This window comes from Krasilnikovia sp. MM14-A1004 (assembly GCF_047159485.1).
Taxonomy (GTDB): Bacteria; Actinomycetota; Actinomycetes; order Mycobacteriales; family Micromonosporaceae; genus Actinoplanes.
In genome coordinates, this window is record NZ_AP038773.1 from 4,703,359 (window position 1) to 4,729,994 (window position 26,636).

23 protein-coding genes are annotated in these 26,636 nt (G+C 71.7%); 7 read left to right on the forward strand and 16 right to left on the reverse strand.

All coding sequences use genetic code 11. The features are described from left to right. Window positions 1–192: 192 nt before the first annotated feature. Window positions 193–1,272: a glycoside hydrolase family 26 protein gene (locus tag ACMCNN_RS20020; protein ID WP_412742047.1), complete on the reverse strand. Its 1,080-nt coding sequence runs from the start codon at window positions 1,270–1,272 to the stop codon at window positions 193–195. Window positions 1,273–1,697: 425 nt separating this feature from the next. On the opposite strand from ACMCNN_RS20020, the gene ACMCNN_RS20025 reads away from it, so the two are divergent. Next, the gene (locus ACMCNN_RS20025) at window positions 1,698–2,519 is read left to right on the forward strand and encodes an LLM class flavin-dependent oxidoreductase (protein ID WP_412742048.1); all 822 of its coding nucleotides are present in this window, start codon (window positions 1,698–1,700) and stop codon (window positions 2,517–2,519) included. A gap of 91 nt (window positions 2,520–2,610) precedes the next feature. After that, window positions 2,611–3,483, forward strand: a complete 873-nt coding sequence (locus tag ACMCNN_RS20030) for an AraC family transcriptional regulator (protein ID WP_412742049.1) — start codon at window positions 2,611–2,613, stop codon at window positions 3,481–3,483. A 5-nt stretch (window positions 3,484–3,488) separates the two neighbouring features. On the opposite strand, the gene ACMCNN_RS20035 is transcribed toward ACMCNN_RS20030, so the two are convergent. Together ACMCNN_RS20035 and ACMCNN_RS20040 are read right to left on the reverse strand one after the other, a co-directional pair. After that, window positions 3,489–3,716, reverse strand: a complete 228-nt coding sequence (locus ACMCNN_RS20035; RefSeq protein WP_412742050.1) for a hypothetical protein — start codon at window positions 3,714–3,716, stop codon at window positions 3,489–3,491. A gap of 239 nt (window positions 3,717–3,955) precedes the next feature. Beyond that, window positions 3,956–6,214, reverse strand: coding sequence for an MMPL family transporter (locus ACMCNN_RS20040; RefSeq protein WP_412742051.1), 2,259 nt, complete (start codon window positions 6,212–6,214; stop codon window positions 3,956–3,958). Window positions 6,215–6,388: 174 nt separating this feature from the next. Between ACMCNN_RS20040 and ACMCNN_RS20045 the strand changes: the two genes are divergently transcribed. Continuing rightward, window positions 6,389–7,561, forward strand: a complete 1,173-nt coding sequence (locus ACMCNN_RS20045; RefSeq protein WP_412742052.1) for a sensor histidine kinase — start codon at window positions 6,389–6,391, stop codon at window positions 7,559–7,561. Beyond that, window positions 7,536–8,198: a response regulator gene (locus ACMCNN_RS20050; RefSeq protein ID WP_412742053.1), complete on the forward strand. Its 663-nt coding sequence runs from the start codon at window positions 7,536–7,538 to the stop codon at window positions 8,196–8,198. The genes ACMCNN_RS20045 and ACMCNN_RS20050 overlap by 26 nt, the downstream gene beginning before the upstream one ends. A 31-nt stretch (window positions 8,199–8,229) precedes the next feature. On the opposite strand, the gene ACMCNN_RS20055 is transcribed toward ACMCNN_RS20050, so the two are convergent. Genes ACMCNN_RS20055 through ACMCNN_RS20065 form a run of 3 tightly spaced genes read right to left on the reverse strand, consistent with a single transcriptional unit; the run spans window position 8,230 to window position 11,108 of the window. Then, window positions 8,230–8,982, reverse strand: a complete 753-nt coding sequence (locus ACMCNN_RS20055) for a DUF4253 domain-containing protein (protein ID WP_412742054.1) — start codon at window positions 8,980–8,982, stop codon at window positions 8,230–8,232. Between the two features lie 60 nt (window positions 8,983–9,042). Next, the gene (locus ACMCNN_RS20060; protein ID WP_412742055.1) at window positions 9,043–9,720 is read right to left on the reverse strand and encodes a response regulator; all 678 of its coding nucleotides are present in this window, start codon (window positions 9,718–9,720) and stop codon (window positions 9,043–9,045) included. After that, window positions 9,717–11,108 (reverse strand): sensor histidine kinase, encoded by a 1,392-nt coding sequence (locus ACMCNN_RS20065; protein ID WP_412742056.1) that lies wholly within the window; start codon window positions 11,106–11,108, stop codon window positions 9,717–9,719. Before ACMCNN_RS20065 ends, ACMCNN_RS20060 begins: the two co-directional genes overlap by 4 nt. Window positions 11,109–11,304: 196 nt before the next feature. Between ACMCNN_RS20065 and ACMCNN_RS20070 the strand changes: the two genes are divergently transcribed. The 3 genes from ACMCNN_RS20070 (at window position 11,305) to ACMCNN_RS20080 (ending at window position 13,910) form a co-directional block, all read left to right on the forward strand. Then, window positions 11,305–11,790, forward strand: coding sequence for a DUF1707 domain-containing protein (locus ACMCNN_RS20070; protein ID WP_412742057.1), 486 nt, complete (start codon window positions 11,305–11,307; stop codon window positions 11,788–11,790). 117 nt (window positions 11,791–11,907) lie between these two features. Further along, window positions 11,908–12,744 carry a metal-dependent hydrolase gene (locus ACMCNN_RS20075; RefSeq protein ID WP_412742058.1) on the forward strand — a complete coding sequence of 279 codons (837 nt, stop codon included), beginning with the start codon at window positions 11,908–11,910 and terminating at the stop codon, window positions 12,742–12,744. 89 nt (window positions 12,745–12,833) lie between these two features. Beyond that, a complete protein-coding gene (locus ACMCNN_RS20080) occupies window positions 12,834–13,910 on the forward strand; it encodes a methyl-accepting chemotaxis protein (RefSeq protein WP_412742059.1) in 1,077 nt (358 codons plus the stop codon). 150 nt (window positions 13,911–14,060) lie between these two features. Here the strand turns inward: ACMCNN_RS20080 and ACMCNN_RS20085 are convergent, their stop codons facing one another. From ACMCNN_RS20085 to murD, 10 genes are all read right to left on the reverse strand, one after another. Beyond that, on the reverse strand, window positions 14,061–15,803 hold the full coding sequence (locus ACMCNN_RS20085; protein ID WP_412747217.1) for a bifunctional 3'-5' exonuclease/DNA polymerase: 1,743 nt from the start codon (window positions 15,801–15,803) through the stop codon (window positions 14,061–14,063). Between the two features lie 7 nt (window positions 15,804–15,810). Further along, a complete protein-coding gene (locus tag ACMCNN_RS20090; protein WP_412742060.1) occupies window positions 15,811–17,124 on the reverse strand; it encodes a methyl-accepting chemotaxis protein in 1,314 nt (437 codons plus the stop codon). A gap of 89 nt (window positions 17,125–17,213) precedes the next feature. Then, entirely contained in the window at window positions 17,214–18,134 is a 921-nt protein-coding gene (locus ACMCNN_RS20095; protein WP_412742061.1) for a carbohydrate ABC transporter permease, read from the reverse strand. Between the two features lie 19 nt (window positions 18,135–18,153). Then, entirely contained in the window at window positions 18,154–19,053 is a 900-nt protein-coding gene (locus ACMCNN_RS20100; RefSeq protein ID WP_412742062.1) for a carbohydrate ABC transporter permease, read from the reverse strand. Between the two features lie 26 nt (window positions 19,054–19,079). Continuing rightward, window positions 19,080–20,510, reverse strand: coding sequence for an N-acetylglucosamine/diacetylchitobiose ABC transporter substrate-binding protein (gene ngcE, locus ACMCNN_RS20105; protein ID WP_412742063.1), 1,431 nt, complete (start codon window positions 20,508–20,510; stop codon window positions 19,080–19,082). A gap of 38 nt (window positions 20,511–20,548) precedes the next feature. Beyond that, window positions 20,549–21,451, reverse strand: coding sequence for a carbohydrate ABC transporter permease (locus ACMCNN_RS20110; protein ID WP_412742064.1), 903 nt, complete (start codon window positions 21,449–21,451; stop codon window positions 20,549–20,551). After that, window positions 21,451–22,431 carry a carbohydrate ABC transporter permease gene (locus ACMCNN_RS20115; protein WP_412742065.1) on the reverse strand — a complete coding sequence of 327 codons (981 nt, stop codon included), beginning with the start codon at window positions 22,429–22,431 and terminating at the stop codon, window positions 21,451–21,453. The genes ACMCNN_RS20110 and ACMCNN_RS20115 overlap by 1 nt, the downstream gene beginning before the upstream one ends. Window positions 22,432–22,507: 76 nt before the next feature. Next, the gene (locus ACMCNN_RS20120) at window positions 22,508–23,818 is read right to left on the reverse strand and encodes an extracellular solute-binding protein (protein WP_412742066.1); all 1,311 of its coding nucleotides are present in this window, start codon (window positions 23,816–23,818) and stop codon (window positions 22,508–22,510) included. Window positions 23,819–23,888: 70 nt separating this feature from the next. Then, window positions 23,889–24,851, reverse strand: a complete 963-nt coding sequence (locus ACMCNN_RS20125; RefSeq protein ID WP_412742067.1) for a MurR/RpiR family transcriptional regulator — start codon at window positions 24,849–24,851, stop codon at window positions 23,889–23,891. 431 nt (window positions 24,852–25,282) lie between these two features. Further along, complete coding sequence (murD, locus tag ACMCNN_RS20130) at window positions 25,283–26,635, reverse strand: UDP-N-acetylmuramoyl-L-alanine--D-glutamate ligase (RefSeq protein WP_412742068.1); 1,353 nt, start codon at window positions 26,633–26,635, stop codon at window positions 25,283–25,285. Window position 26,636: the final 1 nt, after the last annotated feature.

Below are 26,636 nucleotides of genomic sequence, written 5' to 3' on the forward strand. Positions count from 1 at the left end.
GCGAGAGTTGCCTGCCGGTTGCAGCTCATACTTTCGGCCAGCCGTACCCGGCGAAGCGGTCGGCCAGGCTCGTCCGAGCGGTGAGCGCGCCCACGGCCACGACGTCGTCTGCGCGGATACACCGGCCGGACATGCCACGAGCCGCCCGGCGTGGGTGCCGGGCGGCTCGTGTGGTGCCGTGATGCCCGTGGGTCAGGCGATCTGCACGTTGAAGATGGGGTTGGCGGCGAGGGTGCGGAACGCGGCCAGGTTCTTCTTGGTGGAGTCGATGCTGATGTCGCGGTCGCCCTGGTCGTCGTGCTTGGTGTCGAAGTACACGATCGCCTTGATGTTCGGGCGCTTGGCCAGCTCCGGCAGCACACTGTTGTAACCGGCGGTCTTGTCGACCGGCTTGCCGATGCGGTGGTACACGCCCCACTCCGCGATCATGATCGGCTTGCTCGCGTGCTGCGTGCTGGCCCAGTCGTACCAGCCCTGGCCGCCGCCGGAGGGCTGCCGGTCGAGCAGGTCACCGAACTGGCCGTAGTGGTAGTAGCCCTTCTCCGCGGAGACGTAGGAGTCCAGGCCCATCCAGTCCACCACGTCGTCGCCGGGGTACAGATCCGCCCACCACGACTGCGCCATCCACTTCTCATTACCCATGTACGCCATCACGTTGATCGCGTTGTCCACACCCTGCGCCCTCAGCCGCTGGATCGTGTGCCGGTACATCGCGGCGAAGTCCTTCGCCTCCATGCCGGAACCCTTCCGCGCGACCACGTCGTTCTCCGGCTCGTGGTTGAGCACCAGGAAGAACTTCTGCGGGTAGGTGGCCTTGATCCGCTGCGCGAACCGGTCGATCCGGGCGTCCTGCTCACCCGCTGCGACCTTCGCCCAGGTGGAACCGTAAGCGATCTTCCAGTTGACCAGCAGCACCCGCGGGTGCGCCGGGTCCTGCGTCATCGCGATCTCGGACTTGGTCGGGAAGACCTCGTCACCCTTGTGGTACGTGTGGAAGATCGACGCGTCCCGACCGGACAACTGCTCCCACTTCTTCAACTCCGCATCACGCGGCGCAGAAGTGAACCCACCCGCGGCCGCGCCCCACAGCACCCCGCAGGACGGCACGAGCTTGTCGCCGGTGACGCACTGCTGCTGCTTGGTCTTCGCCTTCGCCTTCGCGGAGGCGGAAGCGGGGGCGGCGTGCGCGGCGCTCGCGGCGCCGATCACGGCGGTGGTACCGGCCAGCATCGCACCGAGCAGGGTGACGACCTTCTGAACCTTGCGACCCACAGTGAATCTCCCCCGTTTGGCCCGGCCCACGTCGGCCGGTCACATGAAGAAGATTCGGGGTCGTTCGGAGCGCCTCCGGGTCCGCGACGGTTGCCTACCGGTTGCTACTCATACTTTCGGTCTGGCGAGCGCGCCCATTCGGCCCGCGGCAGCCATCCAAAGCGTCGAGGAGTGGGGTCGAAAGCCGGCCAGGCGCATCCGTCCTGTGTGGAGTGCCGTCCTCCGCAGGGGAGCGCGGGTCAGTGACCGGAGCGTCGCCGGGCCACGCGGCGCGGGAACGCCCCGGGATGCTCGTCGAGCATGCCGGACAGATCGTCGCGGGATGAGGCGTCGGGGCAGGCGGTGGCGCCTACCACCGCGGGCGTATCCGGAGAGTCCTCGCCGGGAGGACGTGCGGCGGGCGGCCCCGGCGCGACGCTGACGTCGTGACCGACAGAGATTTCCGATTCGGTGTCGTCGCCGGGCTGGCGGGCAGCGGCGCGCAGTGGACCGCCACCGCCCGCCGCGCCGAGGAACTGGGCTACGACATCCTGCTCGTCCCCGACACCGTGCACACGCTCGCGCCGTTGCCCGCGCTCGCCGCCGCGGCGGCCGCCACCGGCACCCTGCGGGTCGGCACGTACGTGCTCAGCGCCCCCAACCGCAGCCCCGGCCTGGTCGCCTGGGAGAGCCGCAGCATGCACCTGCTCACCGGCGGCCGCTTCGAACTGGGCCTCGGCGGCGGCCGGCCCGGCGCCGATCGCGACGCCGCACAGCTCGGCGCCGACTTCGGCACCCCCGCCGACCGGCTGCGGCGGGTCGCCGACACCATCCGCGCCCTCCGCGAGTCCGACGGCACCCCACCGCCGGTCCTGGTGGCCGCCAGCCGGCCGCGGATGCTGCGGCTGGCCGCGGAACAGGCCGACACCGTCGCGCTGGGCCTGCCGCCGCACTCGACCGGGGACGACCTGGCCCGGACGGTTGCGACGCTGCGCGAGATGGCCGGGGACCGTACGCCGGAACTGCATCTCAACGTGGCCGCGGTGGCCGAGCACGCGCAGGCCGTACCCCCGGAGGTGGCGCGGATGGTCGGCGGCGACCCGCAGGCGATGGCCGCCGCCGGTGGGATCGGGTTCCTGCTCGGCACGCCGGAGGAGATCGCGGAGGTCCTGCGCCGCCGCCGCGCCGAACTGGGCATCACCTACGTCGCGGTGAACGGCATGTTCCTGGAACAGTTCGCCCCCGTCGTGGCGCTGCTGCGCGCGTAGCCGGCAACCACCCGACCGGACCGGGCACACGATGTCGGGTCCGGCCCGCGCCTGCCGCCTAGCGTGGTGCACACAGCAGGAAGGAGCCGAGGTGCTGGAACGGCTGAACGCGGCCATGGACCACATCGAGCAGCGTCTCGACGCCACCATCGACCCCGCCGAACTCGCGCGGATCGCGGTGACGTCGGAGTACCACCTGCGCCGGATGTTCTCCGCGCTGGCCGGGATGCCGTTGTCGGAGTACATCCGGCGACGCCGGATGACCGTCGCCGGGGCGGAGGTGCTGGCCGGTCGCGCGACGCTGCTCGACATCGCGGTGCGCTACGGGTACGGCTCCGGCGAGGCGTTCGCGCGGGCGTTCCGCGCGGTGCACGGCGTCGGGCCGGGCGAGGCGCGCCGCGAGGGCGCCGCGTTGCGGGCACAGCCTCGGATGTCGTTCCGCCTCGTCGTCGAAGGGAGCAACAGCATGCGATACCGGATCGTGCGGCGCGACGGTTTCCGGGTGGTCGGGAAGAAGGCGCGCGTACCGCTCGTGCACGAGGGGATGAACCCGGCGATCGCGGAGTTCATCCGCGGCATCGGGCAGCCGACGCTGCGCCGGATAGAGGAGCTGTCCGACGCCGAACCCGACGGGATCATCAGCGCGAGCGTCAACCTCGACGAGAGCCGGGCGGAAGGGACCGAGCTGGACTACTACCACGGCGCCGCGACGACCGCCGCCGCGCCGGCGGATCTGGACTGCCTCGACGTCGCGGCGGGCACGTGGGCCGTGTTCGACACCTCCGGCGCGTTTCCGCAGGCGCTGCAGGGACTCTGGCGGGACGTGTTCACGGAGTGGTTCCCGTCGAACCCGTACCAGAGCAGACCGGGACCGGAAATCCTGCGGGTACGGCTGTCGCCGGACGCCACCGAGGCCGAGGCGCAGCTGTGGATCCCGGTGGAGGCGGCCGCGATGAGCCGCTAAGTCGACTACCGGCCGCGGTTGCGGGGGTGGTTCTTCGCGGTGCGTTCGTTGCCGTGCCGGTAGTTGCCGGTCAGGCGGGCCATCAGCTCCTGCGGGTCCTCGTTCTCCACGTCGGTGAGGAACCGGGCCGCCGTGGCGCCGCGCAGCACACCGGCCGGGCGGCCGTGGTGCAGCATCTCGACGTCGCCGTTCTTGCGCAGGCGATAGGTGAAACCGTCCGGAGCGTTGGTCATCGCCGCATCATCGTCTGCGGCGGTGACGCGCACGAGCGAATTACCGGCGGCGGAAACGCTCCACCGCGGTCGCGGCGAGGAGCAGGCCGACCAGCGCAGCGGGGACGGGACCACGAGCCGCGGCGCACCGCCCGCGTCGAAGGACTTCGATCGTGGCGAGCGAGCAGCCGCCGACAAGCCGTTCGTCCGGGCCGGAGGACGCCACGCCCCCCGGCCCGGACGGACCCCACGACGCCGCGTCAGCCCTTCGTCACCGGCACCGCCGCCCCCGTGAGCAGCGGTGCCGGATCCGCTGGGTGGTGCCGGTCGTCGGCACCGTCGACGTCGACCGGGCCGCGGGGAAGCAACCGGTCCAGCCATCGCGGCAGCCACCAATTGGCCCGCCCGAGCAGCGTCATGGTCGCCGGCACCAGAACCATGCGGACGACCGTGGCGTCGACGAGGATCGCGGTGGCCAGGCCGAGCCCGAACATCTTGGTCGACGGGTCCTCGGCGACGGCGAAGGACAGGAACACCGCCGCCATGATGAGGGCCGCCGACGTGATGATCCGGGCGGTGCCCGAGACGCCCCGGATGATCGCCGTGCCGTTGTCGCCGGTGCGCAGATACTCCTCCCGCACCCGGGACAGCAGGAACACCTCGTAGTCCATCGACAGGCCGAACAGGATCGCGAACAGGAACATCGGGATGAACGACACGATCGGCACCGTCGACTCCAGCCCGATCAGTGCTCCGCCCCAGCCCCACTGGAACACCGCCACCATGATTCCGTACGCGGCGCCGATGCTCAGCAGGTTGAGCAGGACCGCTTTCAACGGTACGAGCACGGACCGGAAGACCAGCATCAGCAACAGGAACGACAGCGCCAGCACGGCGGCCACGAACACCGGCAGGCGCTCGTTGGTCCGTCTGCCCACATCGGACAGGCTGGCCGCCCCGCCACCGATGTACGCCTTCGCCGGGCTGTGTCCGACCGCCGCGGGCAGGACGTCCGCGCGCAGCCGGGCGACCGTGTCGGCGGTGGCCCGCTCCTGCGGGCCGGTGGTCGGGAACACCACGAGGGTGGCAATCCCGGTGGCTCTGTCGACCAGCGCGGGGGCGGTCGACGCGACGCCCGGGTCCGCGGCGACCGCGGCGACGAGCCGGTCCAGCACGCCCGGATCACCGGCGAGGTCGACGGCGACGACCAGGGGGCCGTTGGTGCCCGGACCGAATCCCTCGGCGACCAGGTCGTACGCGCGGCGCTCGGTGCGGCTGTCCGGGAGCGAGCCGTCGTCGGGCAGGCCGACGCGCAGGCCGAGCACGGGCAGCGTCGCGGCCAGCAGCAGCCCGGCCGCGCCGAGGGCGTACGGCACCGGGTGCCGGTTGACGTGTCCGATCCAGCGCCGCCACCCGTCGGCGGGTGCCACGCCCGGCCGCCCGCGCCGCACCGCCCTGAGGACGCGGCCGGGGCGGGCGAGGCGCCGGCCGGCCGCGCCGAGGAAGGCCGGCAGCAGCGTCACCGACGCGGCCACCATGATCAGGACGACGATCGAGACCGCGATCCCGCCCATCGTCATGAACGGCACGTTCGCCACCGCCATGCCGAGGATCGACACGACGACGGTGCCGCCGGCGAAGACCACGGGCCGCCCGGCCGTGGCCACCGCCCGCCCGGCCGCCTCGTGGGGCTCCACCCCGCGGGCGAGATACTCCCGGTGCCGGGCCAGCACGAACAGGGCGTAGTCGATGCCGACCCCGAGGCCCACCATGCTGCCGAGTACGGGGGCGAAGGTCGGGATCTCGGTCGTCCCCGCCAGCACCGTCATCGTGGCGACGCCGACGGTCAGCCCGAAGACCGCCATGCCGATCGGCAGCGCCGCGGCCACCAGCGACCCGAACGCCAGGAACAGGATCGCGGCCGCGGCGAGGAGGCCGATCAGCTCACCCGCGCCGCCGTCGGAGCCGGAGAACACGTAGAAGAGGTCCCCGCCCATCTCGATGCGCAGCGGCGTCCCGCCGCGCAGCCGGTCACCGAGATCGACGAGGGCGTGCAGATCGTCGGCCGTCAGCCGGCTCTGGTCCGGGTACTGCACCCGGACGACCGCGATCCGCCCGTCGGCCGAGACCAGGCCGCCACGGACGGCGGCGTCCCGGTCCTCGTCGAGCGCCCCGGCCGGGTCGCTGATGCCGAGCACATGCGGCAGGCGCCGCACCTCGGCCTGCAACCGGGCGAGTTCCGTACGCGCGGGGCCGTGGTCGAAGAACGTCACCCCGCTGTCGACCGGCGTGACGACCACCTGGGCGGTCATCCCCTCCTGGCCGGTACCGGCCCGCTCGATCAGCTCCGCCGCCCGCTGGGAGTCCAGGCCCGGGGCCGTCATCGAGTCCGCGGTCCGCCCGCCGAAGGCGACCGCCGCCGCGACCGCGAGCGCGGCGACGAACAGCCACGCCGCGATCACCCGCCACGGATGGCGGGCGGCGCCGGCGCCCACCCGGGAAAGGCCTGTCGAGAGCATCGAGTCCTCCAACCCACTCGTCGGCCACCTCTGCGCGACCGCCGGTGCCCAGGCTCGTCGCGGTGGCGCGTCCGGACATCGGACCGGGAGCCGCGGATCCGCCGTTCCCGGGGCGGAGCGGCGCACCGTTCTTTCGGCCGATGCGCCGCGCGGAGCGCTCTCTAGGCTGAGACCGTGCTGCGTGACGAGCTGCGAACCCTGTGGACCGAACCCCGGCCACCCGACGTACCCGGCCGGGTGTGGCGGGACTGGGCGCTGCTGGCCGCGGGCCTGACCGGGGTGGCGCTGGAGGCCACGCTGCGCCATGACGTCGTGTGGCGGCCGGTCGCCGTGGTGTTCGCCGTACTGCTGTGGGTGCTGCCGATGTGGCGCCGGACCCACCCGCTGGCGGTGGTCGCGGCCGGGTTCGGCGCGATGGTGCTGCTCCAGGTGGCCTCGGTGGTGGCCGCCCCGCCGGAGCCGGTCGGGCTGTACACCAGCCTGGTCGTGCTCCTGCTGGTCTACGCGCTGCCGCGGTGGGGCTCGGGGCGCGACATCGTGCTGGGCGGCGTCCTCGTCCTCGCCGCCGCCGCGCTGTCGACCCTCACCGACGACACCCCGGTCGTCGACCGGCTGGTCGGCTTCGTGTTCCTGCTGCTGCCTGCGGCGATCGGAGCGACCGTGCGGTGGCGGGCGGGCGCACGCGAACGGCAGTGGGAACGGGTGCGCTCCCGAGAGCGCGAACGGCTCGCCCGGGAACTGCACGACACGGTGGCCCACCACGTCTCGGCCATGGTGATCCGCGCCCAGGTCGGCCGGGTGGTCGCCGATCGGGATCCGGCGGCGGCGGTCGAGGCGCTGGAGGGGGTCGAGGAGGAGGGGGCGCGCACGCTGGACGAGATGCGGGCGATCGTCGCGGTACTGCGGGACCGCGGAGCGGGCGCCGAACTGGCGCCACCGGCCGGCATCGCCGACCTGGAGCGTCTGGTGTGCGCACCGGGCGGCCGGCTGCGGGTCGATCTCGGGCTCGACGGGGACCTGGAGGTGCTGCCCCCGGCCGTGGACGCGGCGGTCTACCGGATCGTGCAGGAGTCGGTGACGAACGCCATGCGGCACGCGGTCGACGCCACCGAGATCATCGTCCGGATCACCGGAGATCCCCGGCGGGTGACGGTGGTCGTCCAGGACGACGGGGCGCGCACCGGCCGGGGCCGCGCCGGATACGGCCTCGCCGGGCTGCGGGAACGGGCCGCCCTGCTCGGCGGTGAGCTGCATGCCGGCCCCGGCGCCGACCACGGCTGGCGGGTCGAGGCCGAGCTGCCACGAGGAAGGGTGGACAGCGGTGCCCATCCGCGTCCTGGTCGCTGACGACCAGCCGGTCATCCGTACCGGGCTGCGGATCATGCTGGACGTGCAGCCCGATGTCGAGGTGGTCGGTGAGGCGTCCGACGGGCACGAGGCCGTACGCCTGGCCCGGGATCTACGACCCGATGTCTGCCTGTTCGACATCCGGATGCCGGGGCTCGACGGGCTCGAGGCGACCCGGCTGATCGCCGGCCCGGACGTGCCCGACCCCTTGGTCGTGGTCCTGATCACCACGTTCGATCTCGACGAGTACGTCTACGGCGCGCTGCGGGCCGGGGCCCGCGGGTTCCTGCTCAAGGACGCCGGGCCGGAGCTGCTGGCGCAGGCCGTACGGTCGGCCGCCGACGGTGAGGCACTCATCGCGCCGAGCGTCACCGTCCGCCTGCTGCGGACGTTCGCGGACCTGCCGGCCGGGAGGCCCGCCGCGCAGCCGATCTCCCCGGTCACCCTCCGCGAGGAGGAGGTGCTGCTGGCGGTCGCCCGGGGACTGACCAACACCGAGATCGCCGACGCCCTCCACATCAGCCTGAGCACGGTGAAGACCCATCTGGCGAGCCTCATGGCCAAGCTCGGCGCCCGCAACCGGGTGGAGATTGCGATGTGGGCGTACGAGACCCGCCGGATCCTGCCGGGCACCTGACGCCCAGTTCCGTCAGCCCAATTCCGTCAGCTCAGTCCCACCAGAAGGACCACCGGGTGGCGTCGACGAGTTCGTCGGCGTATTCGGCCAGCGAGCCGGAGCCCTGCGTGATGTTGTCGGGGGCGAACGCGAAATGCTCGGCGGCCACCCGCAGCGCGTGCTCCCGGCCCACGGGCGGCGCCGCCACGCTCAGGTCCAGGGTGTCGAAGCCGAGCCCGATCAGCCGTGCACCGAAGCGGTCCTCCCAGTCGCGCAGCACGGCGGAGACCTTCGTGATGTCGTTCTCGTGGTTGGTCGGGCCGGTCCAGCCGAGCACCGTGGGCACGTCGGCGCCGCGAGCGGCCGGCACCAGCCCGGGCCGGGGACCGGGGAGCCGGCCGGACCGCAGCAGGGCACGGAATTCCGCCCCGGCCCGCTCATCGGGGTCGCGCAGCGGGACACCGGCGGCGGCGCAGCCGGGCCAGCCGTGCAGGAACGGGGCGACGAGGTCGAGAAGATCCTCCTCGCCCGGCTCGGGCTCGGGCTCGCCCGCCACCCACCAGTCACGCAGCAGCGCCCCGGGGTCGTGGTCGGACGGTGTGCCGCGGACCCGGCCCGCAGACAGCTCGTCGGTGAGCCACGGACGGTCCGGCTCCCGCTCGGACAGGCCGTGCAGCAGCAGCGGCCACAGCCCGGTCTGCGCGTGCCGCGCCCGCGCGTCGGCCCACCAGCCCCCGTCGAGGGCGACCTCGGGCAGCTGGAGCGGACTCTGCCGCGCGCGGTCGCGGCGCTTTCCGAAGAGCATGCCGCGACGCTAGCGGGCGGGTACGACGATCCGCCGATTGCGGGGCGCCGCGGTCGGCGTTCAGGCGAGCCAGCCGGGACGGATCAGTCCGGCCTCGTACGCGTGCACCACGAGCTGGGCGCGGTCGCGGGCGCCCATCTTGACCATCGTCCGGCTCACGTGGGTCTTCGCGGTCGCGGGGCTGATCACGAGGCGGGCCGCGATCTCGTCGTTGGACAGACCCTCGGCGACCAGCACCAGCACCTCCCGTTCCCGGTCGGTGAGCTGGTCCAGGCCACGGGGCACGGCGGCGGGGCGGGTGCGGGCACCGCCGGGGGCGGCGAACTCCCCGATCACCCGGCGGGTCACGCTCGGCGACAGCAGGGCGTCACCGGCCGCGACGGCCCGTACGCCGCGCAGCAGCTCGACCGGCTCGGTGTCCTTGACCAGGAACCCGGCCGCCCCGGTGCGCAGCGCCTCGAACACGTACTCGTCCAGCTCGAAGGTGGTCAGGATGACCACCTTCGTGCCCGCGAGTCCGGGGTCGGCGACGATGCGCCGGGTCGCCTCCAGGCCGTCGACGCCGGGCATCCGGATGTCCATGAGCACCACATCGGGGCGCGTCTGCCCGGCGAGCTGCACGGCGGCCAGGCCGTCACCGGCCTCCCCCACCACTTCGATGTCGGGTTCCGCGTCGAGCAGGGCGCGGAATCCCGCCCGGACCAGGGCCTGGTCGTCGGCCAGCAGCACCGAGATCATGCGCCACCCCGCGCGGCCACGGCGGCGGTCGGCAGGGTGGCGGCGACCACGAACCCGCCGCCGGGCTCCGGTCCGGCGCGCAGGGTGCCGCCGAGCGCCTCGGCGCGCGCCCGCATCCCGACGATGCCGTTGCCCTCCGGCGCCGCAGCGGCCCCGGCCGGCCCGGTGGCACCGGGGCCGCTGGGGCCGCTGCGGCCCCGGCCGGCCCCGAACAGGCCGGCCGCGCCGGACAAGCCGGTCCCGCCGGACAAGCCGGTCCCGCCGGACAAGCCGGTCCCGCCGGATAGGCCGGTCGAGCCGGACAGGCCGGTCGCGGCGCCCGGTCCGGTGGAGGACGCCACGCCGCCGGACTCGTCCGCGCCGTCGTTACGGACGGACAGGCGCAGCTCGTCGGCCGCGTACTCGACAGTGACCCGGGCGGTCGCGCCGGGTGCGGCGTGGCGGCGCACGTTGGTCAGGGCCTCCTGGACGATCCGGTACGCGGCCCGGTCCACCTCGGCGGGCAGTTCCCGGCGTTCGCCGCTGGTCGTGGTGGTGACCGGCAGGCCCGCGTCGGCGGTCAGGTCGGCCAGCCGGTCCAGCCCGAGTGCGGGCTGGCGCGGCGCTGCCTCCTCCTCGGGCCGCAGCACCCCCAGCACGGCCCGGACCTCGCGCAGGGCCTCCGCGCTCGCCGTCTTGATCGCCGACAGCGCCTCCCGAGCCTGCTCCGGGCGGCTGTCCATGAGGTGCAGACCCACGCCGGCCTGCACGTTGATCAATGACAGGTGGTGACCGAGGACGTCGTGCAGCTCACGGGCCATGCGCAGCCGCTCCTCCGACGCCTGCCGGCGCTCCTGCTCCTCGTGGGCGCGGGCCCGCTCGGCCCGTACCTTCATGATCTCGGCGAAGTGCTCCGCGCGGGCCTTCGCCGCGCCGCCCAGCAGCACGGTCACCACCAGCCCGGCGGCGACCAGCAGCGCGGCCCGCACGTCGATGTGCGCGGCCGGGGCCAGCCCGAGCGGCGCCGCGAACGGCCCGGTGACCAGCACCCAGACGATCCAGCCCGCGGCGGCCACGGCCACCGCGCGCCGACGCCGCCCCGCCTTGACCGCGCTGAACAGCGCGATCACCGAAGCGACCGCGTACGGCCAGCGCGGGGCGGTCAGCGCGGCGAAGCCGATCGCTGCCACGGCGGCGACGCAGAGTACGCCGATCGGGGCGCGCCGCCGCCACGCCAGCGCGAGCGGCCCGGCCACCAGCAGCGCGTACGCGAGGAGGTCGCGCGGGGGTGGCACCGCGGCGGCCAGCTGCCCGGCGCCGAACACGTGGAAGCCGAGCGCGACGATCACCGCCGCGCCGAACCCTGCCCGGCGCGGCCCGGGCCAGTGCCTCGGATACGTGTCCCGCACGTCTCGAACCTACGGCACCCGCCCGCGCCCGGGCATCCACGCCGGGGGGCGCCCGGCCTGCGCCGACCGGGGTAGCAGCGGTGCCCGGCGTACTCCCCCGGGAGTACGCCGACGCGCTGGGCTGCGCCGGAGCACGGGCGTACGGATGCTCCGCCGGACCGACGCGTCGGGGCCCGGATCCGGCCACCCTGGAGTCGTGTCCCGCCCCGACCTGGAGGTCACCGTGAACGTGCATGACGACAAAGCCTGGTCCGGACCGAACCGGCTCCGGACCTCCGACAGTGAACGCGAGCAGGTCGCCACGATCCTGCGCGCCGCAATGGGCGAGGGCCGCCTGAATCTCGCCGAGGGCGAGGAGCGGCTCGCCGCCGCGTACGCGGCCACCTACCGCGACGAACTCACCCGGCTGACCGCGGACCTGCCGGGTGGCGGCCGGACCGCGCTGCTGGAGACGCCGCAGGCCCGCTCGGCCGCCCGGCGCGGGGTGCGCCGCCACGCCGGGTTCGTGTTCGTGCTCGCGTTTCTGCTGCTGGGCCTGTGGGTGCTGTCCGGGGCGCACGTGTTCTGGCCCGCGATCCCGCTGGCGTTCCTGTCCATCGGCTTCTTCCGGCACGCCCGGTACCGCCGGTACGCGTACCACCACCACGGCATCGCCCCGTGGAACGCACCCGGCCACCGGTGATCATCGACACTCCGACGTGGACGTGGCGGTCGTTGAACGCCCCTTTCCGCTCTGCCATGGTGGCGGGGTTTAGCTCCGGCCACAGCGGACCGGGCGCACGGGGAGGGGACGGCCGCCATGATGGGTCCTTCGCACGCGCTGTCGGGGGCGGCGGCCTGGCTGGCCGGTTGCTGGGCGCTGGACCACCTGGCCGGGTACGGCCAGTCGCCGCTGGCGGTGGCCGTGGGCACCACGATGTGCGCGGGTGGTGCGCTGCTGCCCGACCTGGACCTGTCCGGCCGGGTTACCCGTAACCAGGGCGGCGCCACGGTGGCCCGTACGTTCGGGGTGTTCTCGCTGTTCGTGGCGGAAGTCGTGGAGAAGGTCTCGCTCGGTGTCTACACAGCGACCCGGCTGCGGAGGGACCCGCGCCGGGACAACGGGCACCGGACGTTCACCCACACCCTGCCGTTCGCGGCGCTGGTGGGGTGGGGCACCACCGAGCTGTGCGTACGCTTCGGCAAGTGGGCCGTGGTGGCGATCGTGTTCTTCACCGCGGGGCTGGCGCTGCGCGGGCTGTTCGACGAGTGGGCGGAACGGGCCGGGTGGCTGATCGTCACGGCGGCCGCCGGAGTGATGGCGTGGTTCACCTGGCTGCACCTGCCGGGCGACCGCGGCTATCCGCTGCTCGGCGTGGCGGTCGGGGTGGGCTGCGTGGTGCACCTGCTCGGCGACATGATCACAAAAAACGGGGTGCCGATCCTGTGGCCGATCCCGCTGGGCCGCCGGATGTGGCGGATGATCGGCGTGCCCAACGCCATGGCGGTGAAGGTCGGCGGGCCGGGTGAGGTGATCGTGCTGCGCACCCTGTTCACGCTGGTCTCGGTGCTGGCGGTGGCGGGCATGTTCGCGCCGCACCTGTGGCACCGCTTCGACCTGGACACCTGGGCCGACAACGCCCACTGGGAGCGGTAGCTTCCGCCACATCGGGGCGGATGGCCTCAGGTACGACGTCGCGTCGCCGACTCTGACCTCCGGGATCAGCCGGAGGATTCGGAGTCGATATGCGCAAGTGGCGGCGGTCTGGGAGTAGCGCGGGCACGCACCCGCTGGCCCGTTTCGGTGACTCGATCTACGAGGCGTTCGACAACGCGCCCGCCGCGCTGGTCATCGCGGATCACTCGGGTCAGATCCTCTACCGGAACCATGCGGCGGGCCGGGCTGTCGCGGCTCTCGCCGAGCGGCAGGGCCCGGAGGCGGTGGCGGAGCTCCAGACGATCCTCAAGAACACCGTGCCGAAGATCGACTCGGTGCCGTACGTGAACCCCGCCGAGCCCGGAGCGCTCGTGCAGGGAACCGCGATCTACGACCGGTTCCCCGGTGGCTTCCTGGTGACCTACGTCGACACCACGGAGCAGTCCAAGGCGCAGGCGCTCGCCGCCGAGCTGGCCCAGGAACTCTCCACGGCCAGCACCTCCCTGGCCGAGGCCGGGCAGGAACTGGTCGGCAACGCGCGGCGCAGTTCCGAGCAGGCCGACGGTGTCTCGCAGGGCTCCGCCGAGCTGACCGAGAGCATCAAGGAGATCTCCCGGGGCGTCAACAGCGCCTCGTCCAGCACCACCGCCGCGGTGCAGGCAGCGCGCGACGCCACCCGACGGATGGCGCAGCTGCAGGAGTCGAGCCAGCGGATCGGCAGTGTCACCAAGCTGATCACCGAGATCGCCGAGCAGACCAAGTTGCTGGCGCTGAATGCGACCATCGAGTCCGCGCGGGCGGGCGAGATGGGCAAGGGCTTCGCCGTCGTCGCCGGTGAGGTCAAGGAGCTGGCCGCGCGTACCGCGGAGGCCACCGGCCAGATCTCGGAGATCATCGAAGGCATCCAGACGGAGAGCACCGAGGCCGCCGAGGGGATCTCCGGGATCGTCGAGCTGATCGACGCGGTCGCCGAGCAGCAGGGCATGATCGCCGGGGCGGTCGAGGAACAGAGCGCGACCAGCTCCGAGATGACCGGCGGCATGCAGGCCGTCGCGGACGCGGTCCAGTCCTCCGCCGAGGCCGCCGAGACCGTCCTGGCCGCCGCGGCCAGCCTGAAGGACCAGGCCGCCCGCCTCATCACGCTCACCGCCGCCGCGGATCACTGACCATCGGCCCACGTGCTCCGCGAGCACGTGGACCGCGCCGGATCCTTCACCCGGCGACGATGGCGAGTCCCGCGCCGGATCCTTCACCCGGCGACCATGGCGAGTCCCGTGCCGGATCCGGGCGGCCCGTTCACCCTGCGCCGCGGGCGGTCAGGCGGCGTCGGCGTAGCACTCCACCACGGACACGTCGAGGGGGAAGCGCACCGCGCTCGCCCCGAACAGCAGCCGCCCGGCCTCGGCGGCGCTGGCCCGCACCGCGGCGACGACCCGGTCGGCCTCCTCGGCCGGGCAGTGCACCACCACCTCGTCGTGGACGAAGAAGACCAGCTCGGCGCGGGTGTCCGTCAGCGCGGTGCGGAGCGTGGCCAGCAGCACGAGGGCCCACTCCGCGGCCGTGGCCTGGATGACGAAGTTGCGGGTGAACCGGCCCCGGGCCCGCCCGGACGCGCCCCCTTGCGGCGACTCGGCCGAGCCCAGCTCCTCGGGCGGCTCCAGGCCCGCGTCGCGCCAGGCCGTGGCGGCGGGCGGGCAGGTACGCCCCAGCCAGGAACGGACCAGTCCCCCGGCCTCGCCGGTACGGGCGGCGGCCTCCACGTACTCGAAGGCCGTGGGGTAGCGCTGGCGCAGCACCGCGAGGGCGGGCACCGCGGCGCCGCCGGTCTGGCCGTACATGGCGCCGAGCAGGGCCAGCTTGGCACGGGCCCGGTCGCCGCCGAACGCATCGGCGGCCAGGGCGGCGTACAGGTCGCCGGCACCGGCGGCCGCGGCCAGCCCGGCGTCGCCCGCGACGGCGGCCAGCACGCGCGGCTCCAGCTGGCCGGCGTCGGCGACCACGAACGTCCAGCCGGGATCGGCGACGACGGCCCGGCGCACCACCTTGGGGACCTGCAGGGCGCCGCCGCCGCGGGTGGCCCACCGGCCCGAGACGACCCCGCCGGGCACGTACTCCGGGCGGAACCGGCCGTCGCGCACCCACGCGTCGCGCCACGCCCAGCCGTGCGCCGTCCAGATCCGGTACAGCTCCTTGAACTCCAGCAGCGGCTTGACCGCCGGGTGCTCCACCCGGCGCAGCACCCACGCCCGGGTGTTCGGCACGTCGATGCCCGCGCGGGCGAACGCGCGCAGCACCTCGGCGGGCGAGTCCGGGTGCAGGCCGTGCACCCCGAACGCGTCGTTGACCTCGGCGGACAGCTCGGCGAGGCGGCGCGGCGGCCCGACCGGCTGCGGCGCGCCCAGCAGCTCGCGCAGTAGCTCGTCGTGGATGTCGGGGCGCCACGGCAGGCCGACCCGGCCCATCTCGGCGCCGACCAGGGCGCCGGCGGACTCGGCGGCCAGCAGCAGCCGGAAGCGGCCGGGATGCTCCGTGGCGGCGACGCGACGCTGCTGGTCGGCGTACACCTCGACCAGGGCACGGAGCCGGTCGGGCCCGGCGGCGGCCGGCGGGCCGGTGGTGGTCTCGAACAGGGCGCCCTGGGTCTGGCCGGGCGGCTCGGGCGGGCGGGGTGGCGGGTCGGCGGGCACCGGCGCGCCGGTCAGCCGGGCCAGGGCCGCCGCCAGGGCCCGCGGCTCACCCCACCGGCCGGCGTAACCGAGCAGCAGCGCCTCGGACAGCTCGATGTCGTGGCAGCGCGCGACCCGCACCCCGGCACGCAGCAGGGCAGGATAGACCTCCATGGTGGCGGGCCAGACCCAGCGCACCGGGCCGGCGGCCTCGTGGGCGCGCAGTGCGGCGGCCAGGTCGTCGACCGCCTCGCGGGCGGCCGACGGGGTGCCGTCGGGGTCCAGCGGCTGGAGCAGACCGGCGCACGCCGCAGCGCCGGCGGGCTCCCCGCCGGCAGGACTCGGCACCACCGCGACCAGCACGTCGGCCATTGTGCCGCCGGGGTGTGACAGTTGATGCCTACGCCGAGGTGCGGGACAGCCGCTCCAGGACGTGCACCTCGTCGGTGATCCGGCCGACCTGACCCGCCGCCTCCTGCACGCTCATCGCGATCTGCCGGACCGACGTCGACTGCTGTTCGAGCGCGGCGGCCAACGCCGTGTTGTGCGAGGACAGGTCGCCCACGCTCGCGGTGATCTCCGAGACCCGTTCCACCGCGGCCGCCACCTGGGCCTGCACCTCGCCGAGGGTGCGGGCGATGGTCTCGGCGTTGCCGCCGGACTGGTGGGCGAGGTCCTTGACCTCACCGGCGACGACCGCGAAGCCGCGCCCCGCCTCCCCGGCCCGCGCCGCCTCGATCGTGGCGTTGAGGGCCAGCAGGTTGGTCTGTTCTGCCACGCCGTGGATGACGTCGGAGGCCGCCATGATCTGCTCGCTGGACTTCTCCAGGGCACGCATGAGCTCCGAGGCGTTGCCGGCCTTGGTCGCCACCGTACCGGTGATCTCCTCGGTGAGGTGCGCGGTCCGGGTCAGCTCCTCGATGGCCTGCGACATCTCGTCGCTGGCGGTGGCGACCGCCGCGGTCTCGCGGCGGACCTGCTCGGCCGCCTCGGCCAGCACGGCGCCCTTGTCGGCGATCTGCTGCTGGATCCGCTGCCGCTGGGACAGTTCCGCGTCGGTGGCGGCGATCCGCTCCCGGTCGGCCCTTTCCCGGTCGGCGGCCGCCTGGGCCTGCGCCTCGGCGGCGCGCTGCTCGGACGCGACGGACGCGGCGCTGGCGGCATCCAGCCAGCCGCGCAGCACGTGCATGGTCATGCCGATGGCGGTCACCGACATCCACGACACGATGGTCAGTGCGGCGGCGTGCACCGGGGTCTCGGACAGGAACAGCGGAATGCCGATGCCCATCGTGGCGAGCACCGAGGTGGCGACCAGGTCACGCCGGTCGAGCGAGAACCCGACCCACATCAGCAGCATCGAGTATCCGACGATCACCATGAGCCGGTTATCGCGGCCGCCCAGGCCGGTCAGGAGAAGGTTCCCGACGGCCATGACCACGGTGATGCGCACCAGGAACACGGGCAGCCGGTGCAACTTGATCACGAACATCGCGACGGCCACCGCCAGCGCGGTGACGCCGGGGACAGCCAGCCACAGTCGCGCCGTGGCGTGATCGGTGCTGAGCAGCGACACCAGCGCGGCGAACCCCCAGACCAGCCACAGGGGCGGCAGGAGCTTGCCCGACAGCGTCATGTCCTGCGACGGACGGGGACACGCAGCCTCGGCGGCGGAGGGCGTCGCGGGCAGGGCGGGGGCGGCAGTCTCGTCGGTCACGTGCCTGTGTTCGGCGCACCGGTGAGCCTTCTTGAGGAGAGCAAGACCACCTCACCGGCAGGCTCGTGAAGTCCGACATTTGGGCGCCCCTACTTCACCGCGCCCGCAGTCAGGCCGGCCTGGATCTGGCGCTGGAAAATCGCGTACATGACGATCATCGGCAGGATCGCCAGGGTGAGCGCCGCGAACAGGGTCGACCACTCCGCGTGGTATCCGGCGGACGTACTGATGTTGGCGATGCCCTGGGTGAGCACCCACTTGGAATCCGCACCGGCCCCTTGCATGATCACCACGGGTAGCAGGTACTGGTTCCACTGGCCGACGATGTTGAAGATGGTGATGCTGACCAGTCCGGACCTGGCCATCGGCAGCATGATCTGGAAGAACTGCCGGGTGTGCGAGGCACCGTCCATCGTGGCCGCTTCGGCGATCTCGTTCGGCAGCGTCTTGAAGAACGCGGCCAGGAAGAACACCGTGAACGGCAGCGAGTACGCGATGTAGACCAGGATCAGCCCGGTGAACGTGTTGATCAGGCCCAGGCCCTTGAGGATGAAGAACAGCGGCACCAGCGCCATGAACGTCGGGAACGCGAGCCCCGAGACGAACATGTAGTAGATGAACCGGTTGCCGAAGAACCGGTACCGGGCCAGCACGTACGCGGCCATCGAGCCGAACAGCATCGTGCCCGCGGTGCTCAGCAGCACCACGAAGACGCTGTTGAGGAAGTACCGCCCGACGTGCGCTTCGGTCCACGCGTTCGCGTACGTGTCGAACGAGAAGTGCTCGGGCAGCGCGAACGGCTTGCCCAGGAAGATCTCTGTGTTGCTCTTGAAGGACGCCAGGACCACCCAGATCAGCGGTCCCGCGGTGGCCAGCGCCCACACCACGAGGGAGATGTGGGCGAGGCCGCTGAGCGCGCGGATCTCCTTCTTCGCGCTGGGCGCCTTTCCGGTGCCGGACTCGGCCCGGTGGGTGGGCGCAGGGGGTTTGGTGCTGGTGGCGTTGGTCATCGCCGCGCTCCCGTCTCTCTCACATTTCCACGGACTCGCGGCGGGTGACCCGCAGGGTCAACGCGGCGAAGGTCAAGGTCAGGAAGAACAGCACCACGCCGAGCGCGGAGGCGTATCCGGCCTGCGAGTACTCGAAGGCGTTGCGGTAGATCATCAGGCTGAGCACAGAGGTGGCGCCGTCCGGGCCGCCCCGGTCCACACTCATGATGTTGACCAGCGCGAACGCGTCGAAGGCGGCGATGCCCAGGTAGACCCAGGCGACCTGGATGGTGCTCCACAGCAGCGGGACGGTGACCCGGAAGAACAGCGTGAGCCGGGTGGCGCCGTCCAGCGCGGCGGCCTCGTAGATCTCGTTCGGGATGGAGCCCATGCCCGCCGAGAACAGCACCACGTAGAAGCCGATGGCCTGCCAGACCAGCACCGCGAGGATGCAGGCCAGGGCGAAACGCTTGTCCGCCAGCCAGAGCAGCGGCTCGCCCGGCAGCAGACCGTTGAGCAGGCCGCTCTCGTCCGGCGAGAAGACCCGGCCGAAGATCACCGCGATGATGGCGAGGGCCAGCAGCTGCGGGAAGAAGAAGATGACCCGGTAGAACTTCGAGCCCCACACGCCGCGCTGGACCCCGCCGCGGGCGCCGCCGCCCACGTTCAGCAGGAACGCGAAGACCAGCGCGATGAGGATCGTGATCAGCGGCAGCAGGATCAGCAGCACGAGATTGTGCCGCAGCGAACTCCAGAAGAGGTCGTCGTGCCACAGCTTCGTGAAGTTGTCCAGGCCGATGTACTTGATCGGGCCCAGACCGGACCAGCTGGTCAGCGACAGCTGGAAGGTCTGGATGTACGCCGCGACCACGAAAGTGACGTAGAGCGCCACGGGCACGGCAAGGAAGCCGATGATGAAGGGATACTTGCCGTGCCGCATGGCGCTCTCCGTCCTCTCCGGTCCGATCAGCGCTTGAACTTCTGGATGGACGAGTCGGCCTTGACGGCGTCGGCGACCTTCTGCATGCGCTGGCAGAACTTGTCCGCGGTGCCACCCTGGAACATCAGCTCGTTGGTCGCGGCGCGCGCCTCGTCGTCGAGCTTCTTGTACCAGGTGTCGAAGCGGTAGCTGAAGACGTCCTGGCCGGCCGCCTTGAGCATGTCGTTACCGCTGGTCAGACCGGGCGAGATGGTCATGCCGTCGGTGGCGCCCTGCACCACGGTCAGCGTCTTGGTGAGCTTGGTGAAGCCGATCGCGGCCTCCTTGCTCAGCATCGTGCGCAGGTACTCCATGCCGCCACGCGGGTTCTTGCCCTTGGACGAGACGAAGTAGATCTCGCCCGCGGAGGCGTAGATCGCGGTCTGCGGCAGCTTGTCCGAGGAGGTGACGCTGGGCACCGGGGAGACGGCGTACTGGAAGCTGGCCGGGGTGTCGGCGGCCTGCTCGTTCTCCAGCCAGGAGCCGGAGGGGTAGAACGCCACCTTGTCCTGGTCCTGCTGCAGCTGAACCTCTGTGTGCTTGAGGCCGAGGAAGGACTTGTTCGTGTACTTGGCGCCGATCTCGGCCCACGCGGCGGCGGCCTGCTTGACGGGCTCTGCCGTCCAGGCGCCGTCCTCCAGGTTGTCGATGTTCTTCAGGATGTCCGGGCCGCCGATCTTCGCGGCGCTGGTGAGGATCACCAGGTACTGGTAGTACGACGCGTTGGCGCCCGCGTAGCCGTACGGCGTGATGCCGGCGGCCTTGATCTTGTCGCAGAGCGCGGTGAACTCGGCCCAGGTCTTCGGCGCGGTCCAGCCGTTCTTCTGGAACAGCTTCGCGTTGTGCCACAGCCCGAAGACCGTGTACGCGTAGTTCAGCGCGTACGGCTTGCCGTCGAACGTGCCCTGCTCGATGGTGCCCGGCACCAGCGTGTCCTTGACCGTCTTACCGGCGATGTCCAGCGACGGCGCCGCGAACAGCTCGGTGAGGTCCTGGGCCTGGCCGGCCGCGACGAGCGCGCCCATGTCCATCAGCTTCGAGCCCGAGTTGTTGATCATGTCGGGCGAGTCGCCCGCGTTGATCCGGGGCTGCACGACGGTCGAGATCTCCTGGGTGGCGGAGTACGTCACCTTCGAGTCCGGCCACTTCTTGTTGTAGAGCGGAGTGTCCACATCGGTGGCGTACTTGGTGCCCAGGCCGCCGTCGAAGATGACGATCTCGACGGGCGCCTTCGGGTCCAGGCCCAGCGGGTTGTCCGCGCTCTTGGTGCCCTCTGCCTGCTTCTGCGTGTCGTCGGAACCACCGACGCAGGCGCTGAGCAGCCCGGCCGCGGGGGCGGCCATGAGCCCGACAGCGGCGGCGCGCTGCAGCAGCGTACGGCGGTCGACCCCGGGGGTGGCGGGAGTTATCTCGGTCATCGGCTTCTCCTCGAAATTGCTGATGGTGCTCTGGCTGGTCAGCCCTTGACGGCGCCGGCGGTGAGACCGGCGGCGATGTTGCGCTGGATGATGAGGAAAAAGACCACCACCGGAAGGGAGGTGATGATCGCACCGGCCATGAGGGGGCCCCAGGCGGTACCGCGGTTCGTCTGGTTCTGCAGCAACCAGGCCATCAGGTTCTGCTTCTCCGGACTGTTCAGGGTGTTGATGATGATGAACTCGTTCCACGCCTGAATGAAGCCGTAGACCGAGGTCGCCACGAGACCGGGACCGGTCAGCGGCAGGATGATGCGCCAGAACGTCTGGAACCGGCTGCACCCGTCGATGAGCGCGGCCTCGTCCAGCTCCTTGGGGATCGCGGCGATGAAGCCGCGCAGCGTCCACACCGTGTACGGCAGGATCAACACAAGGTACGTGATGCTCACACCGACGAGGCTGTTCGTCAAGTTCGCCTTCTGCAGCATCAGAAACAGCGGGATCAGCAGCGCCAGGAACGGTACGAGCTGCACCGCCAGCACGACCAGGATGATGCCGCGGCGGCCGTGGAACTTGAACCGGGCGATCGCCAGTGCGGCCAGGAACCCGACGACGAGCGCGCCGAGCACCGCGAACACTGTGACGATGAGCCCGTTCAGCAGATCCTGCAGGAACAGCGGCGCCTTGAAGGCGGAGGTGAAGTTGTCCAGCGTCGGGTGTTCGGGCACAAAGGACGGCGTGAGCTGAAGAACCTCGGGGCCGGGCTTGAACGCCGTATTGATCACCCAGTACACCGGGAAGATCATCACGATCGAGAACAGGATGCCGGCGAAGTTCGCCAGCAGCGTGCCGGTCCGGCTGCGGCCGACGGTCAGCACCGCGTCGTCGTCGGCATGCCTCTTGCGTACCCGGCGCGCGCGGGTGGTGGGTGCGGCGGCGACCATCAGTCCACCTCTCCGATCTTGAACATCTGCCGGATGTAGAACGCCATGACGCCGAGCATCAGCAGGACCGTGATGACAGAGATCGCCGAGCCGAGGCTGTAGTTGGAGCGGCCGAACGCCTGGGTGAACGCGTACGTGGCAAGGGTCTGGTATTCCGCCTCGACCTTGCTGTCGCGCAGCACCCAGGGCTGGGTGAACAGGCCGAAGTTCCAGATCACCGACAGCGTCGTGACGATGATGAGCAGCGGCCGCAGGATCGGCAGCGTGATGCCGCGCAGCGCCTGCCAGGCGTTCGCACCGTCCACCGTGGCCGCTTCCAGCAGCTCCTTGGGCACCTGGGTGAGACCCGCGTTCAGCGTGATCGCCAGGAACGGGATGCCGGCCCAGACCACCAGGGTGGTGATGACGATCCAGCCCTGCGTCGGCGACAGGAACCAGCTGTGGTTCTGGAAATCCACGCCGGGCAGCTTGTCGATGAGGTAGTTCAGGACGCCGAAGTCGGCGTCGGTCATCCACTTGAAGATCTGCGCGGCGACCAGCTGGGGCATCGCCCAGACGAACATCATCGCGACGATCATGAACAGCCGGACCCGGCGGTGCACCCGGCGCATCAGCAGCGCGATCGCGAGTCCGAGCACGACGGAGATCACCACCGACACCGCGGTGAAGACAACGGTACGGCGGACCACGGTCCAGAAGACCGGGTCGGTGAGCACCTTTGTGTACTGGTCGACGCCGACCCACGGCGGGGTCCGGCCGGTGATCAGCTCGCGCAGCCGCATGTTCTGGAACGACAGCACGACCATGCGGTACAGCGGGTAACCGAGCAGGCCGAGCAGCACCAGCAGGGTGGGCAGCGCCAGCAGCCACGGCGTACGCGAGTCCGCCGAGCGGCGGCGGGTGCGCGTGACCGCGGGCGGCGCGATGATGTCGGACGGCGTCATCACCGGGTCGGTCGTCGGGGAGTCGACGGCGTGCATCGTGCTGCTCCTTTCCGCTCGTCTCGTCTGGTGGTGTGCCGCCCGCCCGGTCCCCCCGGACGGGCGGCACCGGGCGTCAGCCCTCGTTGAGGATCGTGTTGATCTGCTGGTCGGCCCACGCGGCCGCGTCCTGGACGGACTTCTTGCCGGTGGTGATGTCGCGCAGCATCTGCTGCAGGACGGTGGCCTTCTCCACGTCCGCCCACTTCTCGGCGTTCGGGGTGAACCAGCTGGTCTTCGCGGCGGCCGCGGCGGCCTCGCTGCCCGGCTGGGCGGCGGCCTTGTCGAGCAGCGCGGTCGAGTTGGGCAGCACGCCCTTCGCGATCAGGCCCTGCATCGACTGGCTGTCCGTGAAGTACTTGATCCACTGGGCGGCCAGCTGCTTGTTCTGGCTCTTCTCGGTGACGCCGAGGTTGGAGCCGCCGAGGAACGACGGGGTCTCCGGCATCGGCGCGGTGGCCAGCTTGCCGTACACCTTGGTGTTGACCATGGCGGAGTTCGGGTCGTTCGGGTCCTTCTTTACCTGCTCCGCGGCGCCCTTCTCCCAGGTGTTGCCCATGAACATCGCGGCGTGGCCCTGGGCGAACAGCGCGGCCTGGTCGTTCTCGTCCTTGGCCGGGTCGGCCTGCGAGTACTTCTTCACCAGGTCGGCCCAGCGCTGCAGGCCCTGCACGGCGGCGGGCTGGGACAGCTGGCCCTGCCACTTGTCGCCGTTCTTCACAGCGATCTCGCCGCCGGTCGCCTTGACGAAGCTCATCGCGGCGTACCAGTAGGTCGGCATGTAGAACGCGCCGAACTTCGCGTCGGACTTGTTGGCGGCGGCCAGCTTGTCCGCGTCGGAGAGCAGCTCCGCGTACGTGGCGGGCGGCGCGGTGATGCCGGCCTTCTTGAACAGGTCCGTGCGGTAGATCAGCACCCGGGCGCCCGCGTAGTACGGCACGCAGTAGGTCTTGCCGTCCAGCTCGCACGCGCCGGACAGGCCGGACAGCCAGGTGCCGGAGTTCTCGAAGTCGCCCTTGTTCAGCGCGGTGAAGCCGCCGTTGAAGACGTACTTGGAGAACTCGGTGTTGCCGAGTTCCACCACGTCGGGCACGTCGGCGCCGGCCAGCGTGGCGTCGAGCTTGGTCAGGTGGTTGGCCCACTGCTGGTACTCGACGTTGACCTGGGCGCCGGTCGCCGCGGTGAACCGCTTGTTGGCGTCCTCGACGACGTTCTTCCACGCGGACTCGGCGTCGACCATGAGCCAGACCTTGACGGTCTTGCCGGCGCCGTTGACCGCGCCGGTCGCGGTGGTGGTGGCCTCGTCCTTGTCGCTCGAACCGCCGCAGGCGGCGGCTCCGAGCAGCGTCGCGGCAAGCGCTGCGGTGACCGCGATGGTGCGCTTCACGCTGTCCTCCTTGAGGGATGTCTGTGGTCTGAGGTGGGGTGGGGGCGGTGCTTTATGGGGTGGGGTTCGTTCATGGCGAATGCCCGTCCTTGGCGGCCTTGTGACCGTGGACGGCCTGTGCGGTGCGCTGGAACGCGGCATGCGAACGTTCGTGGGTTCGCTGCGCGACCGCGACGTAGAGCAGGTCGAGGACGACCAGTTGGGGGTGGCGCGCCGACAGCGCGTCGGGCCGGAACGTGGTCGCCTGGGTGGCGGTGACCAGCACGATGTCGGCCAGTTCCGCCAGTGGGGAGCGCGGGAAACTGGTCAGCGCGATCGTGGTGGCGCCCCGGCTGCTGGCCTCGGCCAGCAGCTCGATGGTCTCGCCGGTCTCGCCGGAGTGCGAGATGCCGAGCGCGACGTCGCCGGGCCGCGACAGGGCGGCGCTGGCCAGGCCGTTGTGCACATCGGTCCAGGCCCAGACGGGTACGCCGATGCGGTGCAGGCTGAACTGCATCTCGTGGCCGACCAGCGCGCTGCCGCTGGCGCCGAAGATGTTGACCCGGCCCGCGGCGGCGACGGCGACCGCGGCGCGCTCCACCTCGGCGAGGTCGAGCAGCGTGGCGGTGTCGTGCATGGCCTGGGTGTCCGCGGCCATGATGTGCTGCAGGACGCGCTCCAGCGGGTCGCCGGGCTGGATCTCGCGGCCGATGTCGACCGTCCAGCCGGCCGAGCGGGCCCGGCCGGTCTCGGCGGCGATGCCCAGGCGCAGGTCGGCGTAGCCCTCGAAGCCCAGGGCCCGGCAGAACCGGGTGACCGTGGCCGGGGAGGTGCCGCTGCGCTCGGCGAGCTCGACGATGGTCGCGCGGGAGGCGGCGGCCGGGTCGGCGAGGACCTGCTCCGCGACCCGCTGCAGGGCACCCGTGAACTCCGGCAGCATCGAGCGGACCCGGACCAGCGCGCCGCTGGACGCGTCGACCGCAGGCTTCGCGTCGCGCTCGGGGGAATCGACGACCGCGGTCGACGACATGCCGTCCACCTCTGGCTCCACCATCGGCCGCCCTTTCAGCAAGGAGTGTTAACTGTCGCGGTAAAAGTTCTTACTGCGGACCCCCTCCTGTCAAGACCATGGGCGAAGTTTTCAAACCGTTACGAGAGCGGAGCTCGTGAATCCCTGTTACGGCGACACCGGTTGACGCGCGTCGATCCCGATATGGACGAATCGGCGTGTCCGCCGTCACAAAGTCGCTTTTGCAGGTATTTATCCGTCGTCCTTTTGGCCCGCCAGCGACGCCTGATGGACGCCTACCGATCCACTGTTCGGATGATTTCCGAGGGCGGCGGAAACCCGCGGTTCACCGCCGACTTCCGCCGGAAACCCTCTGCGGCCCGTCCTCGCATGACGAAAAAATTGCCCGTCCCGACAATCGTGGGCAAAAAAACGCCCGCCGGATCACCGGCGGGCGTGACGGGGCGACGGCGTGGTCAGGCGGTGGCGCGGATGGCCTCCGCGAAGACCTCGGAACGGTGCTCGAAATTGCGGAAACGGCCGTAGCTCGGCGCCGCCGGGGACAGCAGCACCACTCCCCCGGCCGGGGTCACCTCGCGCGCCAGGCGCACCGCCGCGGGCAGATCCTCGGCGTTCTGGGTACGCACCCCCGGCAGCCCCGCCAGCGCCGACAGGATCCGCGGGCCGCTGTCCGGCAGCCCGATCACGGTGATCTCCCGCCCCCGCAGGTGCTCCCGCAGCGGCCCGTAGTCCAGCCCCCGGTCCGTGCCGCCGACCAGGACGGTCAACGGCCGCCCCTCGTACGCGTCGATCGCGTGCATCGCCGAGTACGGGCTGGTCGACAACGTGTCGTCGACGAACGTCAGACCCGACGGGTCCTCGATCTCCGCCAGCCGGTGCGGCAGCCCCTCGAACGCGGCCAGCGCCTTCTCCAGCACGCTGCGCAGATCCACCACGTCCACGCCCATTCCGTCGAGCACGGCCAGCGCGACGCAGAGATTGCGCTCGTTGTGCCCGCCCCGCAGCCGCAGCGCCGACCGCGGGAACAGCCGGGTGTCGCTGGCGTACACGAAGTCGTCCGGGCCGATCCGGAAGCGCGAGTCCGGCCCGGCGGCCTCGACCGGCGGCCACCCGTTGAGGTCGGAGATGCCGCGCACCTCGCCCGCGAGGCGCTCGTCGGCGCCGTTGACCACGATCAGCTGGGGGCCGTGCCGGAGCAGGTTGAGCTTGTCCCGGTAGTACTCGCGCTCGCCGCCGTGCGCGTCCAGGTGCTCCGGGAACAGCGCGGTCACCACGGCCACCCGCGGCGAGTCGGTCAGATCCGCGCACTGGTAGCTGGACAGCTCCAGCACGTACAGCTCGGCGTCGGGCAGGTCGAGCAGCGGCACCCCGATGTTGCCGCCGAGGACGTTGGGACGCCCGGCGGCGGCCAGCAGGTGGCTGATCAGGCTGGCGGTGGTGCTCTTGCCCTTGCTGCCGGTCACCCCGACCGTCCGGGCGGCGTGGTCGGCCAGCCACAGCGCGCTGCCGCCGGTGATCGTGATGCCCCGCGCACGCAGCTCGCCCATCCACTTGTGGGTCGAGGGCACTCCGGGCGAGCGGACCACGACGTCGGCCGCGGCCAGCGCGGCGAACGCGTGCTCGCCCCCCGCCAGCGGGGCCAGGGCCGCCAGCTCGCCCTCCCACGGCACGGACAGGTAGTCCGCGCTGTCGTCGACGGCGATCAACCGCGCCGGCCGGTGCGCCGCGACCGCCCGGACGGCCGCCCGGCCCTCCCGGCCGGTGCCCCAGACAGCGACGGAACGGCCGGTGAGGTCTGCCAGGCGCAAC